Source organism: Candidatus Uabimicrobium helgolandensis (assembly GCF_041508025.1).
Taxonomy (GTDB): Bacteria; Planctomycetota; Uabimicrobiia; order Uabimicrobiales; family Uabimicrobiaceae; genus Uabimicrobium; species Uabimicrobium helgolandensis.
Map to the genome: position 1 here is coordinate 2,681,426 of NZ_CP165719.1, position 18,922 is coordinate 2,700,347.

Annotated in this window: 16 protein-coding genes; 2 read left to right on the forward strand and 14 right to left on the reverse strand. The window is 35.2% G+C overall.

The genetic code is table 11. The features are described 5' to 3' along the window. Positions 1 to 509 precede the first annotated feature (509 nt). Both UABHE_RS09695 and UABHE_RS09700 read left to right on the forward strand, forming a co-directional pair. Complete coding sequence (locus UABHE_RS09695; protein WP_372370058.1) at positions 510 to 1,931, forward strand: class I SAM-dependent methyltransferase; 1,422 nt, start codon at positions 510 to 512, stop codon at positions 1,929 to 1,931. Continuing rightward, complete coding sequence (locus tag UABHE_RS09700) at positions 1,921 to 3,486, forward strand: sulfatase-like hydrolase/transferase (RefSeq protein ID WP_372370059.1); 1,566 nt, start codon at positions 1,921 to 1,923, stop codon at positions 3,484 to 3,486. Before UABHE_RS09695 ends, UABHE_RS09700 begins: the two co-directional genes overlap by 11 nt. A 109-nt stretch (positions 3,487 to 3,595) precedes the next feature. On the opposite strand, the gene UABHE_RS09705 is transcribed toward UABHE_RS09700, so the two are convergent. The 14 genes from UABHE_RS09705 to UABHE_RS09770 form a co-directional block, all read right to left on the reverse strand. After that, the gene (locus tag UABHE_RS09705; protein ID WP_372370060.1) at positions 3,596 to 4,360 is read right to left on the reverse strand and encodes an SDR family oxidoreductase; all 765 of its coding nucleotides are present in this window, start codon (positions 4,358 to 4,360) and stop codon (positions 3,596 to 3,598) included. Between the two features lie 101 nt (positions 4,361 to 4,461). Continuing rightward, on the reverse strand, positions 4,462 to 4,905 hold the full coding sequence (locus tag UABHE_RS09710) for a hypothetical protein (RefSeq protein ID WP_372370061.1): 444 nt from the start codon (positions 4,903 to 4,905) through the stop codon (positions 4,462 to 4,464). 21 nt (positions 4,906 to 4,926) lie between these two features. Next, complete coding sequence (locus UABHE_RS09715; RefSeq protein ID WP_372370062.1) at positions 4,927 to 6,165, reverse strand: NAD(P)/FAD-dependent oxidoreductase; 1,239 nt, start codon at positions 6,163 to 6,165, stop codon at positions 4,927 to 4,929. 39 nt (positions 6,166 to 6,204) lie between these two features. After that, the gene (locus UABHE_RS09720; RefSeq protein ID WP_372370063.1) at positions 6,205 to 6,672 is read right to left on the reverse strand and encodes a TspO/MBR family protein; all 468 of its coding nucleotides are present in this window, start codon (positions 6,670 to 6,672) and stop codon (positions 6,205 to 6,207) included. Next, the gene (locus UABHE_RS09725) at positions 6,669 to 7,898 is read right to left on the reverse strand and encodes a CIA30 family protein (protein WP_372370064.1); all 1,230 of its coding nucleotides are present in this window, start codon (positions 7,896 to 7,898) and stop codon (positions 6,669 to 6,671) included. The genes UABHE_RS09720 and UABHE_RS09725 overlap by 4 nt, the downstream gene beginning before the upstream one ends. Before the next feature lie 41 nt (positions 7,899 to 7,939). Then, positions 7,940 to 9,664 (reverse strand): prenyltransferase/squalene oxidase repeat-containing protein, encoded by a 1,725-nt coding sequence (locus tag UABHE_RS09730; protein WP_372370065.1) that lies wholly within the window; start codon positions 9,662 to 9,664, stop codon positions 7,940 to 7,942. 77 nt (positions 9,665 to 9,741) lie between these two features. Continuing rightward, positions 9,742 to 11,178, reverse strand: coding sequence for an aspartate aminotransferase family protein (locus UABHE_RS09735; RefSeq protein WP_372370066.1), 1,437 nt, complete (start codon positions 11,176 to 11,178; stop codon positions 9,742 to 9,744). Then, entirely contained in the window at positions 11,171 to 12,436 is a 1,266-nt protein-coding gene (locus UABHE_RS09740) for an ATP-grasp domain-containing protein (protein WP_372370067.1), read from the reverse strand. Before UABHE_RS09740 ends, UABHE_RS09735 begins: the two co-directional genes overlap by 8 nt. Further along, positions 12,429 to 13,013, reverse strand: coding sequence for a GNAT family N-acetyltransferase (locus UABHE_RS09745; RefSeq protein ID WP_372370068.1), 585 nt, complete (start codon positions 13,011 to 13,013; stop codon positions 12,429 to 12,431). The genes UABHE_RS09740 and UABHE_RS09745 overlap by 8 nt, the downstream gene beginning before the upstream one ends. Then, positions 13,014 to 14,087, reverse strand: a complete 1,074-nt coding sequence (locus UABHE_RS09750; RefSeq protein WP_372370069.1) for an NAD(P)/FAD-dependent oxidoreductase — start codon at positions 14,085 to 14,087, stop codon at positions 13,014 to 13,016. Next, positions 14,074 to 16,002 (reverse strand): class I tRNA ligase family protein, encoded by a 1,929-nt coding sequence (locus UABHE_RS09755; protein WP_372370070.1) that lies wholly within the window; start codon positions 16,000 to 16,002, stop codon positions 14,074 to 14,076. Before UABHE_RS09755 ends, UABHE_RS09750 begins: the two co-directional genes overlap by 14 nt. Before the next feature lie 9 nt (positions 16,003 to 16,011). After that, positions 16,012 to 17,130 (reverse strand): N-methyl-L-tryptophan oxidase, encoded by a 1,119-nt coding sequence (gene solA / locus UABHE_RS09760; RefSeq protein WP_372370071.1) that lies wholly within the window; start codon positions 17,128 to 17,130, stop codon positions 16,012 to 16,014. Continuing rightward, on the reverse strand, positions 17,120 to 17,530 hold the full coding sequence (locus UABHE_RS09765; RefSeq protein ID WP_372370072.1) for a nuclear transport factor 2 family protein: 411 nt from the start codon (positions 17,528 to 17,530) through the stop codon (positions 17,120 to 17,122). The genes solA and UABHE_RS09765 overlap by 11 nt, the downstream gene beginning before the upstream one ends. 56 nt (positions 17,531 to 17,586) lie before the next feature. Then, a complete protein-coding gene (locus UABHE_RS09770; protein ID WP_372370073.1) occupies positions 17,587 to 18,921 on the reverse strand; it encodes an MATE family efflux transporter in 1,335 nt (444 codons plus the stop codon). Between the last annotated feature and the right edge of the window lies 1 nt (position 18,922).

Genomic DNA, 18,922 nt, shown 5'->3' on the forward strand with positions numbered 1-18,922 from the left:
GACTAAGGCATTGCTATTTAGATTTATAATGTGTATTTCTTGTAGCTAAAGATTTGCTTTCCTTGTCATGCCTGACTTGATCAAGTATCCAGTAATAATTAATTATCTCTATGTTGTGGATTCCTGGTCGTGGCCAGGAATGACAAAAAACGCAAACCTTCAAATCGCAACAAGATACCTTAATTCAACAGCATTCGGCTCGGGAACGGACTCAGATCGGGAATGGGATCGGGAGTAGTGCAATTTATACAAATCCATTAAATTTACAAAACGGTTTGTTTTTTATCTTTTTATAGTACAATATAAAGCCTAAACAATCGGCCGCAACGTATAAATCATTTGTTAGGAGCTATCAATGTTTTTTCTTGCCTATATTGATCCAGGCTCGGGAGCTATTCTTTTACAATTTTTAATCGCTCTCTTTGCGAGTATCATAATTTTTTTCCGAACCGCTATAACGAAAGTCATAACAAAATTTAAGAATATTTTTAAGAAAGATTAATATCTTTATGGATATACAAAGAGACCATGGTTCCTTTCGAGATCCCTCAGGCTATGTTTTTTATTACAAAGATGAAGTTTATCGCGCCATCGATGAAAAAGCATTTTTAATAATTTCTTCTCTTCAAAAAGAAAACACACTCAAAGAATTAGTCGAATTAGGTTACGTTGTTGGAACTGAAATTCTTACTCCACAACACAAAATTTATCAAGAATTACAAGCTTTACTTCCCAAAGAAAAATGGTTTCTAAAACACCAGAAAATTTCAATGATATCCTATCCTTATGAATGGAGCATTGGAATGTTAGCGGATGCGGCTTTGATTACCCTAAAGTTACAAAGTATACTTATTGAAAAAGGTTACTCTCTCAAAGATGCTTCCGTTTACAATATTCAATTTGTAAATGACAAACCAGTATTTATCGATATTACATCTATAGAACAACCTCCTAGGTTAGACATCTGGAACGCTTATGGTCAATTTTGTCAAATGTTTCTTTATCCTGCGATGCTGCAGAAATACAAAGGTTTGCCAATAAAAAACTATTACATTTCCAATACCAATGGTATGGCAATAGAAGATGTTCATAGCATTATTGGTTCGTATAATTCGCTAAAACCTTCGTTTTTTGTCGATGTGTTTTTACAGTTCAAACTTCAAAAAACAGCACAAAAACAAACAGGAAAATTAAAGTCTCGCGTTGCGCAAAAAAACACAAACTTTAAACCTCAAAAACTTAACTTAGATCGACTTATAAGTAAAATTAGTAAACTTAGAAAGAATACAATTGTCTCGGGGCATTGGGCTGATTATGTTAATACTCACTCTTATTCAGATGCGGCTGAAAAAGAAAAAGTCGATTACATAAACAACTTTTTACACAAATATTCACCTGAAAAAGTTATTGATATTGGATGTAATACCGGACAATACAGCATTTTGGCTGCAAAAAATAAAGCAAAAGTTATAGCGACAGACTATGATCACAGTAGTATTGACAAACTATACAATGAAATCAAAGGCAAAGATTTATCTATACTACCTCTGTGTGTGGATATTACAAATCCAAGTCCGAGTATTGGTTTTGAAAACAAAGAGCGAAAAAGTTTTCTGGAGCGAATAGATTGCGATGCTATTTTTGCCCTTGCTTTAATTCACCACCTAGTAATCACATCTCGCATTCCTCTCGTAAAACTTCGAGATTTTTTCTATCAAACCACCAGTAAGTATCTCGTGATAGAGTTTGTTGCTAGAGAAGATAGTATGTTTCAAAAACTATTAGAATTAAGAGAAGATATCTATGAGTCTATTGTCGAAGATGAATTTTTGAAAATCTTTCAAGAGAAGTTTACAATACTCGAATCTAGTAAAATAGCAGGAACACAAAGAACACTTTTTACGTTGGAGAAAATAGTTAATGAAGAATGATTTAATGAAATTAGTATTTTGCAGTACTCTATGCTTTTTGATCTTTCTTCCTTACGCTTACCAATTTACTGCTCCAATAAATAGATTTCTATATTACTATAACACCACTTTAATTTTCGCATTGATATCGACAATTATGATGCCAGCCTTGCTATTGTTTATTCTTGGTTTACTTATCGAAAGATCCAACTTGAAGTTTAAAAAAAAACTTGGAGCCGCTTTCCTAGTGTTTTTTGCTTTAGCTATTTCTTGTAATGTTGGTTTTGCATCTGAAAGATTGATCGTTCGTTTTTTTTCTAATCAGTACAAATACCTATCTCAATTGATCTCAATTATCTTGTTAATCTGCCTAACAGGTACTTTTCTTTATTACCAAGAAATTTCCAAAAAAATATGCATCAACCTTTGTAAACTGCTGTGTTGTTTTTTTCCTGTATTCTTGTTTAATCTATTTTTATTTAGTACCCATGAAGGCAATAGAGGTAATTTAAATCACCTAAAGACAAACCAAAAAACATTAAACAAAAATGTATTTATTTTTGTTTTTGATGAATGGTCTTATAAAAGATCTTTTTCTAACGGTAACTTGGTAAAAGAGCTCAATAATTTGTCTAAAATTAAAGATGATTTTCTCATTTTTCATGAAAACTATTCCACTTTTAGCAAAACAGATCATTCTTTACCTGCGATACTTTTTGAAAAAAAACAAAAGTGGGTTTTTCACAATAATAAAATGGCCTTCCCAAAAGTAAGCTCCATGACATATGCTCATAAAATAAAAAACATTTTTTCTCAAGCCAAAAAGCAAAATTTCTCAACAGCGATGCTTGGCTTTTATCTTCCTTACGCCAGTATGCTAAACAATGATGTTGATTTTATAAATTCTATTTCGTCATATAATCGCTTTGGTGGGAGTTTTAAAGGTTTAGCATTTGAACATTTGCGTGGAGCAGCGGGAAAGACAGTAGGGTTATTTCGAAAAACAGAAATCAATATACTCAATGAATTTCTCTATAATTCACATGGTTTAAAAAGAATACAAATTTTAGATACACTAGTAAATTCAATTATCAAGTTCGAACATTCGGGTATTTTTGCTGTTATTCACTATCCTCTACCACATGCACCTTTTATATTTAATCGCAGCGGTACAGACAGTATTGCTAAATATAATATTTCTAACAGTGATGTCGAAAGGTATCGTGGTAATTTGGAATATTTAGATACGAAAATCAGTAACTTTGTTAATCTTTTAAAAGAAAATGGTAAATATGAAAACAGTTTACTCATTTTTACTTCGGACCATTCTTGGCGAAATGATCCCGATTTTGGCAGTGGTCATTTTGAAACAGAACTTGGTCATGGCAATGACATCAAATCAACAAAACAAAAATTTAAAAGCGACAAACACTTACGCCACGTACCTCTATTTATAAAAGCACCGAATTTAACTCCAGGAAACACAAATCAAGTCTTTACCAATTACATGATTGGCAAACTAGTAAAGCAGTTTCTAGACAATAAAAAGATTTCACTTTTTGATAAGAAAAATTAAAGTAACAGACAAAAAACTCTTTTAAGACAGACGGTTTCTCCAGTAGTGCATAGAGCGCTCGATAAATCATTATAGCATAAATAATTCATCGAGCTAGAAGCACCACTAATTACCAAGGAATTTTTTGACCATCCCAAGCAAAAAAACTACCAGAGTCACTCATCTCTAAAGAGTTCATAACCTCTAGTAAATAATTTACTGATTGTTGAGGAGTAAATAGTTTTTGCGCTTGTATATTTTTAGTAAATGGTGATGATAAATCTGTGGCAACTGTTCCTGGATGTAAGGCGACACATATGGTTGTTTTCGCAGTACGTTTAAATTCTAAGGCTATTGTCTTAGTTAGCATATTTTGCGCTGCTTTGGAGCCACGATAAGCATACCATCCCCCTAGACGATTATCGGTGATACTGCCGACGCGCGCAGAAATATTAGCAAAAATAGCTGGTTGTTTATGATGAAAAAGAGACTGGAAATGTTTGGCTATTAGTACTGGACCAAAAGCATTTATCTGAAAACTCTTTGTTAAGCTTTCTGGGCAAATATCTTGAAGTCTCTTTTCTGGAAATATTTGCGCGTCGTGAAGAATTCCTGTACAGTTGACGAGTAAGTGTAAGTTTTTTGAAATAGTTGATACATTTTCTGCCGCAGAACATATAGTTTGCTCATTGGTCACATCGATGACATGTAGTTTTATTTTATTTGGATGTTTCGATGCTAAATCCTTTAGTAATAAGGCTTCTTTAGGCTGTCGACAAGTTGCATGAACAAATCCTATGTTTTGGTGTTTTACAAGTTGCTTTACAAATTCGAAGCCTATCCCTCGACTAGCTCCTTGAATCAAAACTTGAGAGTTTTTTTCTAATAGTTTCATTGTTAGTACCTATTCTTTATGGCTCGGATCGAAAAAATAGCGAGTACTACTTTGAATAATGACAAGTTCTAGACAAGCACGCTCAAAATTCTTTTTGGGTATTATATTTGAATGAGGTTACTAATAGTATAGCAGTGTATTGCTGCTCGTACACTCCACCCAAAAGTACGTAGCCAATTTGTCATCGTTAGATACTTTTGAGCCTGCGCGTTATAACCATTAAGTAGAATGTTGTGTTGTGGAACCTGTAGAAAAAACGTTGATAGCCATATTAATCCTAGCATTCCACAACCTAGCCATAAAGACCAAAGTGGTAACCATTGCGGCTTTTGCCAAAATAAAAGAAATGCGCATCCCAACTCAATCAACATAACTGCTATCACTGCGTATGCAGTAAGATCAACATGCGCTTTCTCGTACACAGCAAAATCCGATTTTCCCACTTTCGATAAAAGAGGATAGTGAACAATTTGTACAAACCATATCAATCCTAACATATAGAAAGTACAAACAAATTCGGCCATAAAGAAATATTTGAGATCCACTATGAATAGCTCCTCTAGTTATTAAGAATTGAGACCGTTTATAATTGTCTCAGCAGCACGTTTTCCTGATGATAATGCACCATTTATAGAGGGCACATCTAAATAATCCCCACAGTAATATATTCCTTCTTCAATACAACTATTTTTTTGGCATACCTCTGATTTTCCACCGTCGAAAAAAGGAATAGCGCGATCAATTTTGTATGATTTTAAAAACTGCCACTGCTGCACTTGTTCTCCAAACCACGTCTCTGCTTCAGTAGAAATTTTTTCTACAAGATCATCACCTTCATCGAAAGTAGTAATAGAGACTAGATGTTTTCCTGAAGGTGCGTATTTAGAAGAAACCAAACTTGGCACTGCTAAAGTATTTATTACACCTTTATTACCATTTAAAACGAGTATTGGTTCAGTAATTGGTGGTGTTTCAGTGGCAAAATAAAAGCACTTTGCGGGACTATAGCTTACTTTGTTGACGTTCTTAACTAGACCATGAGCATCAATGGCATCTGTAGCAATTAAAACATTGTTTGCGTGAATAATTTTTCCATTTTCTAGTTTTACTGTACCTTTGGATATACTATTTACCTTGCTATTTAGCTGAATAGAAGATTCTGGCAATTTGGCCAATAATTGTTGTGGAATTGCAGATATACCTTCTTCTGGTAGAGAGGCTTGTCCTGACGAAAACATTCGGAACACAAACTCAAATACTCGGCTTGAAGTTTTTAAATCTTTTTCTAAAAACACCCCTGAAAGAAAGGGACCAAAAAAGTTTTCAATCATACTTTGAGAAAATCCAACGCTTTGCAAATATTGCATTGTGGTTATTTCGCGCCTTTGTAACATTTCAGGAATCGTTCCTTGACGTAGTTTGATGGACATTAACAAAAGCCGTACTTTATCACCAAGACTTCCAACTTTGCTTGTTAAAGCAGAAAAAATTTCAAATGGATGGTGTCTCGGATCAACAAAGCGCTCAAATCTTTTTCCAATACGGATTAGAGCTCCATTTTTAAATTTACCAAGTTTTAAATCTGGGTAGTTTAATACATTTTTTGCTTCAGGATAAGAAGTTTGAAAAACTTGGAAACCATGGTCGAGCAAAAAACCATCGATTTTATCTGTTTTTAGTTTACCACCGACTTCAGAACTAGCTTCAAGAATGACAAATGAAATGTTTTTTTTTGCAAGTTCTACACTTGCTCGTAGGCCTGCAAGCCCTGATCCCACAATAACAACATCATAATTTTCTGCCATAACGACTCCTTTTAATTGTAATAATACGGCCTGTTTATTCTAATTTAACCAACAAATTGTGACATTCAAAAAAGCAGCAAATATTACCCATAATATATAAGGAATCATCAAGTAGCCAGCCGTTTTGTTTATTTCTAAAAATGCAACCATTGTTGCGATAATAGCAATAATAAGTACAATAATTCCCACAAAAGCTAAATCAGGGTTCTGCATCCCAAAAAATAATGTTGACCATAAAATATTAGTGATAAGTTGAATAGAAAACAAAGTGATTTGTTTTTCAATTTTATGCTCTTCTCGTTTAAGCCAAATTAACCATATGCTTATTGCCATTAATAAAAATAATGTTGACCACACTGGAGCAAAAATCCAATCAGGTGGATTCCATGCTGGTTTTTTTAAAGTTTGGTACCAAGTTTTTACTGAAACACGAGTAACTACAGAACCAATAAATGCTGCTGTAAAACAAACATAAATAGCTACAACTAACCCACTAATTTTCTTCATTTATTTACCTTGCTATCGTTTTGTGATATTACTTTTGATTCACTATACACTCTATCTAGTAAAGCGCGTAAATCCCACGCTCTTTTGTATTGAGGTCTGTCCTTTGTTTCGCTATTAATACTCTTCCACAAGTCACTTTTTAATTGCTTCGACAACTTATCACTATGTTGTTCATAAATAATGTTTAACGATAGATAGTATATTTTTGTGCATATACTAACATAGCCCATATTATATATAGGCGCACCTTTTTCAATAGTAAACTCTACTAATTCTTCAAGGGAACCTTTTATTAAAAATTCTTTAAATGAAGGAGTAGACTTTTTTACTACATATAGCACTCCATTGCTAGAGATAATTTTTTTTGATGCATTTTCTACATCAAAATTCTCTTTTAAAAATGCATTCAATTTATTAGATGAGTCCGTTATTTGTGTATTAGGGCTAAGGTGTATGGAAAGAAAAAAAATAGTGACTAATTCGTTATTTTTTATCAGCTCTCTATCTCGTTTTGGCATTTGTTCAAATATACTATCATGAGGAACAATTACTGTAAAGTTATTGCGGCTTGCCAGTAACTCTTTGTATTTAGTTTTTTCCACAAGATTGTAAAAAAAGGAAGTGTCTTCATTGCTTTCTAATTTTTGCAATAAATTCAAAGGAATATTTACACTTTGAGATGTTTTTTTGATAGCTTTAATCCACTCAATTTCTAAGCGAAATGGTCCTGGTTTCTTGTCTGAAACCATAAAACCTAAGCGTTTTATTTGTTTGCGATTTAACGATGGAAAAAAAGGAATAGCACGACCAAAAGAAGTGGCTTGAAATTCTGTGAATGGAATAAAAATTTCTGTCCATTTTCCAGCAGTAGTTGTAAAACTACCACGATAAGATCCAGCAGGGATGCGAATATTTGTATATATATTAAATAGGTAATTACGCCCATCACCTTTTACACGTAATTGTATTCCTTTACAAGAGGTCAAGTCTTGCGAGACTTTAGGAGAACGTATCGAAGAAAAACCACCATTGTTCTCTAGAGATAAGTTACCTGAAAAGATTAATTTTTGGTCACTAAGAGAGCTATTACCATTAGATAATCCTCCCATGACGTTGTCATTTACAGCAAACCAATCGCCACTGCTTTTGTTAAAATCAAATATAAAACTATCCTCGGCATAAACTGTGATTATCAAAAATGAGAGATAAAAAAGATATTTAAACATATTAAAATCCTTATTAAAGTTACAATAATATGCGAATACTTTTATTCGTGCATTCTATTATATCGGTAATATATCTGTAGTGTAAGTATATTCATTGCTGTTGTATAAATACGCCCACTGCGTATTTTGTGGAAATTCTCAGAATCCCATGAACCATTTTTACAGTTACTAGTGCATTGACTATCTACCAACATAGTTTTCATTATTTCATTCCAGGAAGCCCAATGGTTTCCCTTAAATTGAGCCATAGCTAACGTTTTGTAATAAAAATATTCAAAGTCGACTTTACTTTTGCTGTTTTTTGCTTCAGGTTGATTTAACAAAAAAGAAACGCATTTCTTCGAATTTTCAATTTCAAGGAATGTCTGATAAAATACAATGGCGGCGATTGCAGTTCGATTACTCGCTTTCATTTCAATATTTTTAGTTATAGAGTTAACCCAACTGGTTGCAGCAACAAGCGCTTTTTGAGAGACATTTAGCCTTGCTTGTTGAGCGCACTTCAAAGTCATAATGCACCAACCAGTAATAAAAATGTTGCTTTCCCCCTCTTTATCGCCCCAACCTCCTCCAAAGTTTTGAGCTTTCACTAAAAAATCCACCGCTTGTTGCGCTGAATTTCTGAGTAGTGGATTATAGTGAAATTGATTGTACGCCTCCACCATTGCCAGAGCAGCAAGTGCATGATTGTACATGTAGTAGTTTTCATTACGCGAACCAAAGCAACCTTCACTATCTTGTATCGATATAAGGTAGCGAAGACCAGATTTTATTTGCTTTCTAAATTCTCCTGTTTTCTGAGTGCGTTCTTCGGTGACAAAACACAGTAAACTAAGTGCTGTTAAACTAGGAGTCAATTGCGAAGAGTATGCCTCGTCACACATACCAGAGTATTTTAGTTCTCGACCACATAAATAAGTAAATTGCTCTCCATCCCAACGACCATTTTGCTGTTGATGACGCTTTAACCACAGTAAACCTGCGCGTACTGCATTTTTAGTTGATTCACTTTCCCCTGTTACATTACGGTCAAATAGGAAAAGAGAACGAGAATGAGCTCCTCCTCCTAAACCAATAGCATCGTTAGTAAAATTTCCTCGGAAAGGGAGGTTCATACTATCCTCTTCAGACATCTCAAATGTTTCTTCTTCCACCTCTGTGAAATCTTCTTCATAATTATTAATACTAGCATTTTCAACAACTTTGTATTCGGCATTTACAATAAAAGAATCTTTAATACCAATTGTGTTTTTTTGTTTATAAAGACGCCAATTGCCATTTTCAGCTTGTATGATAATCCAACCATAGTTATGCAATGAAAATTGATAAATCTCCCAGCGATTATCTATTTTTTTCATTGCAAAATCTACATGACCGCGGTAAAGCCCTTTTACGAAAAAAGTAGCTGCGCCGGTAATTTTTCTGCCATGATTAAAATAAGATATATGTTTAATATACTCAGGACGCAATAATGAGATATAACTCTTGCCATTATTTGGAGTAATAGCAGTTAGCAATTTTAAAGGTTGCGGATATCCTGATGTTAGGTACTCAAAATCTTGTAATACCTTCGGATTTTTTTTACTTTCCGTAAATGGATCTAAAGACAATAACAGTTGAGAAAGAGAGACATTGTCGTTGTTTTTTGCAATTGAATTGTTTGGTATAGCCCCTTCTTCGCAAATTAAAATACGCACTTCATCAAGGCTTGGTTCTTTTGCGCTTATTATAGTTATCACAATAACAAATAGTAATATTTTATGCATAATAGAAACCTTAAAAAAAATAAGAGATGGAAATAGGGCTTGTCATGCCCTAAAAAATGTAGATTACTTCCATCTCCCTACGCGTTTTTATTCGCAACAAGAGAGGTTCTTGCATTTTCTAAAGCGGTAATTAATTTATCTATATTCTCTTTATCTGTACGAAAATTAGAGATACCTACTCTTAAAACCGGACGTTTTTTCCACATGAGCTCGGTGTTTGTTATCCAAGTATCACCTTTACTATTCACTAAATTTAGTAATTCTTTTACATCGCAATTGTGTTTAGTATCCACAAAACAGGCTACTGGCCACGGAGTACTATTGAGTACTTGCCATGAATTTTTTTGTAGTTGTTCTTTTAGATATTTGCCGATGTCGATTTGGTGTTGCAAAACATCGCTATAGCCTTTTTCTCCATGCACTAACAAAGTCAAAAATAATTTTAATCCCGTAAAGCGCCTTGACCATTGTAGAGTATCACGATATGGCTCAGATTGCTCGTTTATTTGCGTCTCGTCGGGCATGTATGCAGTAGATTCGATGGAGAATGTTTGGCGTAATAAATGACCTCTTTTTACTAAAAACATACCGCAACCAATCGCAATCGATAACCATTTGTGTGGATCAAAAGATACAGAATCAGCGTTCTCCATACTTTCTCGCAGATAAGAATATTCTTCTAATAATAACGCGGCACCTCCCCATGCAGCGTCGACATGAAACCATATATTATATTTCTTAGCAATTTTAGCAATGCCATCCAAATTGTCTATTGTCCCTGAACTTGTGCTTCCTAAATTCGCCACTACCATAAGTGGTAATCTTCCTTCTTTGATATCTTCATTTATTTGTTGCTCTAGTTGTTCTAAATTCATTTGCAGATTGTCAACTACATCAATAACTTGCAGTGCATCTGTTCCTAATCCAGATATACGGCAAGATCTTTTTATCGATCCGTGGCTTTCCTGCGAGCAGTAGACTACAGGCCATTTATCTAATTTTTTCAAGCCATTGCTGCGATAGTTATCTATTTTTTCTGCTAATGCGCATAGCAATGCCATAAAGTTGGCCTCTGTGGCACCGGAGGTAAAACTTCCCTTTGTCGTGGTTTCGTTTAGGCCAAATTTATTGGCAAAAAAGCGCAATAAATGATTTTCCATCTCTATACACAACATAGCACTTGCACTTGAAGCTAGTTGTGGATTATATACTGCGAGGAAAGCGTCGGCGATAAGGCTCATACTACTTGCTTGTGGATTAAATACTCCATAGTAGTCGGCACTGGCAATATGTAGTAGATGTTTTTTGAGAAGTGAATTTGTCCATTCAATCGCTTCGTTTACATCTATTTCCTTAGCAAAATCTACAGTTTTTAAAATACTATGTATACTTTCTGCTGTGGCATTTTGCGGGACGTTTAGGTCATCAACACTTTTTATATAGTCTTCTAGTTTTTCTCCAAGATTTTTCCATGCCTCGCGTCTTTTCTCTTCTGGCAAAAGTAAACTAGTCAATGTCATTCTCCATAACAAATAGGTTACCGCGTTCAAATGAGCGTATAAATTCATAATCTTTTTCTATTTGTCGCAAATCGTTATGCGCTAGCACAACAATAGCCGGAATAGAAAAATAGTCAATAGTTGGTTTTAGTTTGTCGCCTGGTTGTTTTATCCATCGAAGATACATACAAGACGCTAACTTTTCGATTTCACCATGGTAATTAATCGCTTCTAGTTTTCCAGATTGATAAGATCTTAGAAATACCCGTCTTGCGTGCAAAGGTTGGCGCTTTACATTGGCAATTCTTTGATGAAAATCTTGTGGAGATAGATAACTATCAACGGTTAGCTCAGCAGGTGTAAAACCCATTATCTTGGCGTTTATGCCAAAAGCCGCCATCCCTTGTAAACGAGCACCTATTTCAACTAGGCGCGGTCCAGAAGAAGTTATTTTAATTTCGGCATGTGAAGGTCCATATCGAAAGTCCAAAGTATCTAGCACTTGAAGCATATAATCACAAAGTGCGGTAACTCTTTCGTCATTTGTGTCTAGAGGAATATACTCATTGTAATCATAAACAAAATCGCGCCCATGTAAACTTTTTTTATGGTAGCGCCACACTTCACAAATGAAATGCTCCTTATCACAACTAACAGCGTTAACATAAAACTCATCGCCGTCTAAAAATTCTTGGGCTAAAACTTGAATATTGGTACCTCCCATTTGATTTTCTTGCCCAATAATTTCATGGAAAGCATGTATTACATCTTGTTGATCCTCACAGGCAAAAACGCAATCACTTCCTGCACTTTCAAGAGGTTTTACGATAATCTTTTTTTCATTTTCGCGTTGTTGCCATTCTAAAATGTCATTTACTTGTAGAGATTTTATTTGTTTGGTTGTAGGAACACCAGCACGGCGCAAAGCTTCTATCATTTCATATTTGTTAAAACGTTGCAGAGATGAAATACTCTTATTTCCAGATAAACCGAGCTTATCAGTCATTTTGTCTGTCAAGGAAATAGCCGTTTCAGTTCCAGGAAGCACGGCCTTTATCACAAAGCCATCGTTGCTAATTTTTTCAATAAGTTCTTCAACATTTCCTGTATATTCGCGAATAAAGTGCTCTTTATAATAGGTTGCCATTAACGCGCTTGAGGGATTTGCTATTGAAAAAACATGGACTACCGGCAAGTTGTGCTTATTAATAATAGGTGCTAGTTGATTTCCTGAAGAAAACGCATCAACAACAATAACAATATCTTTACTCATCAGCCAAATTCCAATCTTTGCGGTTCAGGGAAAAAAACGCCATATCTTGCCAGCATTCTTGGATGGAAGAATAACTTAATTCAGGACGAATGCCAATTTCTCGAAACCCCAATTTTTTTACTAGATAAATAGGCGCTTTGTTTGTCAAAGCAATGTTAGCATCAATTCCGTTTAGATTTAAGTGTGAAAACCCAAAATCAATGACTGAGCATAGTGCTTCATAAGCAAAACCTTGGCCCTGAAAATTTACACTCATTTTCGCGGCGATTTCAGCGCGGCCTCTCAAAACGTCAAACTGCCAAAACCCAATATCACCGACAATTTTCTGATTCTCACTTTTGACAAAAACTCCCCAACGAATAGCAGTATTTGCTTGGAACCACGATGCTAAAATGTTTAAAGTCTTTTGGGTTTGTTGTAAGTCTGTATGAGGATGAAGTCCGTAAGATTTCATCGTTTTTTCTTCAGAGCATAGTTCATGATAGCTTTTCAAGTGATTATTTGTAAGCTGCTGAAGAACGAGTTTTTTAGTTTGTAGTGTAGGTAGTTTTTCAAACGGGAATGGGCGTGGTAACATTTATAAAACCTCGACTATTTTGTTTACAATTTTTTTACCGCTTACCGGAAATAACAAATATCCAGTGCAAGAAAAGCCTCCTGTATATAGTAAATTCTTTATCTTGTTTGACCATTTCACATGACCAAATCCTTGCTTGCTGTAACTTTCTACAGCGCACAAACCACCTTCTAAAGCAGCATTTTTAATCCAGTTTATGCGTTTTCCTATTTCGTATTTTGCTTCGTTTGCTTCGATACTGTTTACTTTTCCTGGCATGACATCTTCACTAGAGCTTTGTTCGCGTAAATATCCACCAATAAACGAACCTGTTGGCAAGTGATGCCCAAAGGTGTTGCGCGGTAAATCGATAAAAAAAGGTAGTTTAAAATCGCGACGGTAACGATTAAATCTATTTAATTGAATCACTTTAGGAAAAAAGGGAAGTTGTTCTTCAAAACCCATAAGACCTGTTGACCACGCACCAGCACACAGCACCACTACTTTTGACGAAACAAATGTGCCATCTTGCAATTCTACACCGCAAACAGCGTCATTTTTATAAGTAATCCGCTTAACCCCCGTCCCAAGACAAACTTTATTTTCTCCTTGGCAGCCACGAGAAGCAAGATGATTGACACTACTTCCTAGTCCAGTTAAGCCTGCACGTGGTTCATAAATAGCGATGTCATCCTCGTACCAACAAAATTCGGGAAAACGCCTTTTTCCTTCTTTCGCCTCTAGCATTTCAAAGTCAACATTACTACTCTTAAAGAAATCCAAATGAGCAGAAAATTCTGGTATGCTATCTTTTTTTAGAAAATACAAAGAGCCTGTCTGAATGTAGTGATTGTCGCCACCAAAATGTTCTTTGAAGTTATAATGGTAGTCAAAACATTGCTGTGCTAGCTTTGTCACCTCAAGTTTGTGGTGAAAAACTCTACTGAGAAACCCCCATGAACCAGATGCTCCTTGACCAAGTTGCGCATTTTTATCAAATAATATGGTTTTTATATTTTTATTTTTCGACAAATAGTAAAGAGCCGATGCGCCAGTGATTCCACCGCCAATTATAACAACATCATACGAGTTCATTTTCTAGTTCTTTCAACAACAGACTATTTTCTTTTATAAATGAAGTAGGAAAATGTTTAATAACAACTCCTTGTGATTTTTCAACTTCGCCAACAACACATTTTTTTTCCTGAAAAGAGCTTTGCAACTTTGTACTATAGCTCGGCATAATTGGTTGCAATAACACCGAAAATCGTCTTAGAGCCAAAAGTAAAAAAGATATATCACTATTTTTATTACCAATAAACTCTGTGTAGTAAAAATCGTGAAAATCTTCCATAATCCCCACTACATATCTGGCTACTTTGTTTAAGCGAAAATTTTTGGCGTCATAAAACGACAAAGCCTCTGAACAATTTCTATTGAAATAGAATAAAAACCGTTCTTCTGTTGCAGACATACTTTTATTACCACTGAATACAAAAGGTAAATTAGTGATTTGGCTATTTATAATTTCAAGTAACTCTTCCCATTTTTTAAGGTTTGTAAAAAAAGATTTAAAGTGTGTCATTTGGAAATCGGTAGTGGATAACTCCGATCTTATTAGTGATAAATACAAACGTAAAGGGTCGGGACTTAATTTACGCAACATATCCTCTCCCCAAATAGCATGATTACGGCTAGTTGAAAATTTTTCTCCATCTAAATGAAGAAAGTAATTTGTCAAAAATGCTTGGAAATTCACATTGCTATTTTTCAAAAGAACAGGAATTAGTAATCCGTAAAAAAAAGCATTATCAAAACCAAAAGTGAGGTTTACTTTCATCGCTGAAAAATCAATTTCCGCATTTTGTTTGTTGATTTTCTCTAACAGATACAAATAACCTCCTGCCATTTCGCACCACTCATAAATAACATTCCCATCTTCATTAGGAGCTTTAATTCCCCAAGAAGCTGGTTGAGATAAAGATACTACTGGTAATTTGGTGTCTAAATAATCACGATAAAAAGCGCGCATAACTTCAGGCATAGAAATGCTGTTGATAAATGATTCTAAAAATGAGCGATATTCTTCTAAATCAATATAAGTTCGAGCAACATCAACAAACTCAATATCGCCTTCACCAATAGTTGATTTTGCATCAATAAGATCCCAAGCATCGTTGTAATGTCCGCAATTTTCGCAACCATTTCCTCCGGTTAATTCGCGACAGTTTGGACACAACCCTTCGATCGATGAGCCGTAAAGAACATTGCCTGTTGTCTTGCAACAAGGAGCCTTGCGCGTACTTATTTTAGCAAGACCACTCTCTTTTAACTGTTGATAAAAGCTAGCAATAAATTGTGGATATTCAGGATCTTTGGTTGGATGGAGAAAAGTGTAGATATCAGAATTGAAATCATCAATAACTTTAGAAATACGTTTACAAAAACGATCTGTGATTTCCTGCGCAGAACAATTCTCGTCGTTTGCTTTTGCACAAACATAACTTTGATTGTCATCTGTTCCCATAACATGAAATGATTTACGGTTAAATAGTGAATTGGCGCGATGGGCTACATCTGCAGCTAAGTATGGACCTGAGAGGTGCCCTAAATGCAAAGGGCCATTTGGTGTTGGTGGAGCGGGAATCACCACTTGGACGGCGTCATCTTTGTCTATATTTTTTGCAATTGTCCAGTAAATTGAATAAAAATCTAGGTCTTGTTCTGTTGTGTTTGAAAGACAATGATTGCTATGTGCTGGAATAAATATAATATCGCCTGCCTGTACATCTTGTTGTTCTTCATTTATTTGTATTTTTCCATGACCATGTGCGATTAAAAACGTTTCGTTTTCGTGGTGGGAGTGAGGAGCGGTACTTGTGCCAGGAGTTACTTTACAAAAAGTCAAACCAAAAGGAGTAAAATCCCCTACAAGTTCTTTGTGAAGAGAGCGACACAAAATGCCATAAGCACTGTCTAGTTTCTTTTTGTCGTACGATAATACTTGCATACATTTTCCTTAGCGTAGTGTAAAAAATTGCAAATTTTGCGGAATATCTTTACCGCAAATAAAAAAATCACTGACCTGTTTCGCTAAAAAAGGACTAAACTTAAATGCATGTCCAGACCCACCTCCTAGAAGAATTATATTGCGATCATTTTTGCTATAATCTAGGATAAAATCTTCGTCACTTGTTAATGTGTATATACAAACGTGAAAATTATCTGGAGTAAGTGGAAGCCACGGGAAAAATTGGCTAGCTAAATCGCGAACAGCATTCCATTCTTCTTTAGTGTAAGATTCTCTTGCTTTATCTAAGTCATCAACAGTATTACTCGGGTGATAGCTGGCAATTTTTATTCCCTTTTTCGAAAAAGACGGAAATCCAAAAACGTAGTCTTTGTTAGTTGCAAACGCAAAACACGGCATTTTTTTTGGAAGCAGAGGTGGAACATCCACCCAAAACTGCACTCCTCTTCTTATAGTCAATTTCATTTCACATAGAGACGTCAAGTTTCGTAACCATGCGCCTACAGTAAAAATTATTTTATCGCAAGAATAGTTGCCCTTTTCGGTAGTTATTTGATAACCTTGTTGCTCTTTCTTCCATGAGCAAACTTTTTCGTTAAAAAAGACTTTTCCTCCTTTAGAAATCAATTGTTTTAAACATGATTTTAAAAAGAGATTCACATTTAAAAAACCAGCATGCTCTTCACAATAACCACGCAGAGAACTATTGATCGTAAACATCGGAAATTTTTGTTTTAACTGTTTGTTGTTGTAGTGGGCTCCGCTGATAGACCACTTTTTAGCATTTTGGGTCATTTTGAGAGCGATATCGCTCTCTTGATCAAAAAAAGTCAAATAACCTGTTTCATGAAAAAGATCCACTGCGAATTCTGTTTCCCAAATTTTCCAAAGTTCGTAAGACTCTTTCAAAAAAGGAATATATCTTTCATCTTCAAAATACGCTTGGCGAAACAAGCGCGTTTCGCCGTAAGAACTTCCAAAATGATGAGGCGCAGAAAATTGATCAAAGAGTGCCACTTTGTGGTTGTGTTTTGCTAACTCGTAAGCACAAGATGTTCCCAATGCGCCTGCGCCAACAACAACAATATCAAAATGATTACTTGCCACCTGCTTTTTCCAATTCTTGTTTGTAAAGAACAATAGGTGTTCGGTCATAGTAACCTTTATGCGAAATGATGAGGCCATCTTTCATTTTCATTACATCAACACCACGAAAGTTTTCGAAAACTTTTCCTTTAAACGGAATATCCACTCGATACAAAAACACAAAACCATCGGCAGTAGCAATAAGCTCCTCAACATCAAATTTCCAATCAGGATAAATTTCGAGCATTTGTTCGAAAAACGACAGCAGTTCACTGCGCCCCTTTAAGCCAACAACATGATTGGGATCAACCAGTTCTGCCTCTTCATGATAAAATTCAATCAATTTTGCTGCTTGTGGTTTCCCACCTTCCCAACAAGGTAACCATTTATCGGTAAACTCTTTCATTTCTTGTTCTGTCATGTTTTTCCTTTCTGAAAAATTTGATAAATATACATTAACGGCTATACTTCTCTGGTTTACTTTTTAGTATAAATCAGCTTCTCAGCTGGTAGCAAACACCAATAGCCAAATAAAATAATCGATATAGATATTAAGCCTACGGTTAGTCCGATCCACAAACCAAGTAATCCTTTACCACAAGTAAAACACAAATAATATGCCAGTGGTAAACCTATTAAATAATGACAAATTAACGCTGTAAATGAAGACAATTGAGTGCGCGCTCCGCCTCTCAAACAACCAGCAACGGAACATTGAGTACCATCAAAGAGAAGAGAGATTGTTATCCATAAAAGAATAGGCGTTCCTATTTGGATTATTCGCATATCACTTGTAAATAAACGAAGAACAGCATCAGTATTATAGTACAAAATCGCAGCGATTCCGGTCATGACTACAGCACTACTAAAAATAGCGATGTATCCTATTTTTTTTGCGTAACCAAATTGATCTTTTCCTATAAAAAAGCCAACGCGATAAGCAGCAGCGCTAGAGATTCCCATGGGTATAGTGTAAAAAATTGAAATAAGAACAATACCAATGTGGTGTACAGAAGTAGCCTCAGCACTAATACGTGTTGCAAATCTTGTAGCAATAGCAAAAACACTTACTTCGAAGAAAAGCATTAGGCCAATTGGAATGCCAATAGCAAACATTTGCCGTAGTATCTTAGTATTTATACTCAAACGCGGTTTTTCTGTATTGCGAAGTTTCAAGTAAGTTAAAATAACGACCAAAAATATCATAAAGAATCGAGATGTTGTAGTGCTAATCGCTGCTCCTTTAATTCCTAGAGCAGGAAATCCCAAACGACCAAATATCAAAATCTCATTTACTGCAAAATTTAAAATATTAGCTATAACAACAATAAATAAAAGCGGCTTTGTTACACCTTGTGCCTGCCAGTAACGTTGAAAAACCGTGAAAAAGAGCAATAGTGGTGCGCTGAGTGCGACAATAAAAAAATAATTCTTTGAGTAAACAAGAAGCTCCGTATTTGCAGTAATTGCTTCAAAATTTAGGTATATAATTGCAAATATACCTAGCGTTAAAGTTGATAATATAGCTCCAAGTATTCCTCCTTGAAAAAGTAAATTTACCAAATGCGAGTCGCGCCCGGCACCGGAGCTTTGAGAAGCTAGAGCATCCATAGCGTATACCACCCCACAAAGTGCCATAAATACTGGCCAAAATAGGGAATTGGCATTACCTAATCCACCAATGGCAATTAAGTCAATACGGCTTACCATGTATAAATCAACAACGCTAAAACACAAAAATCCACATTGAGTTAAAACAATCGGCAATGCAAATTTAAAAGACGCCACAAATTCTTTTGTTAGATTATTCATA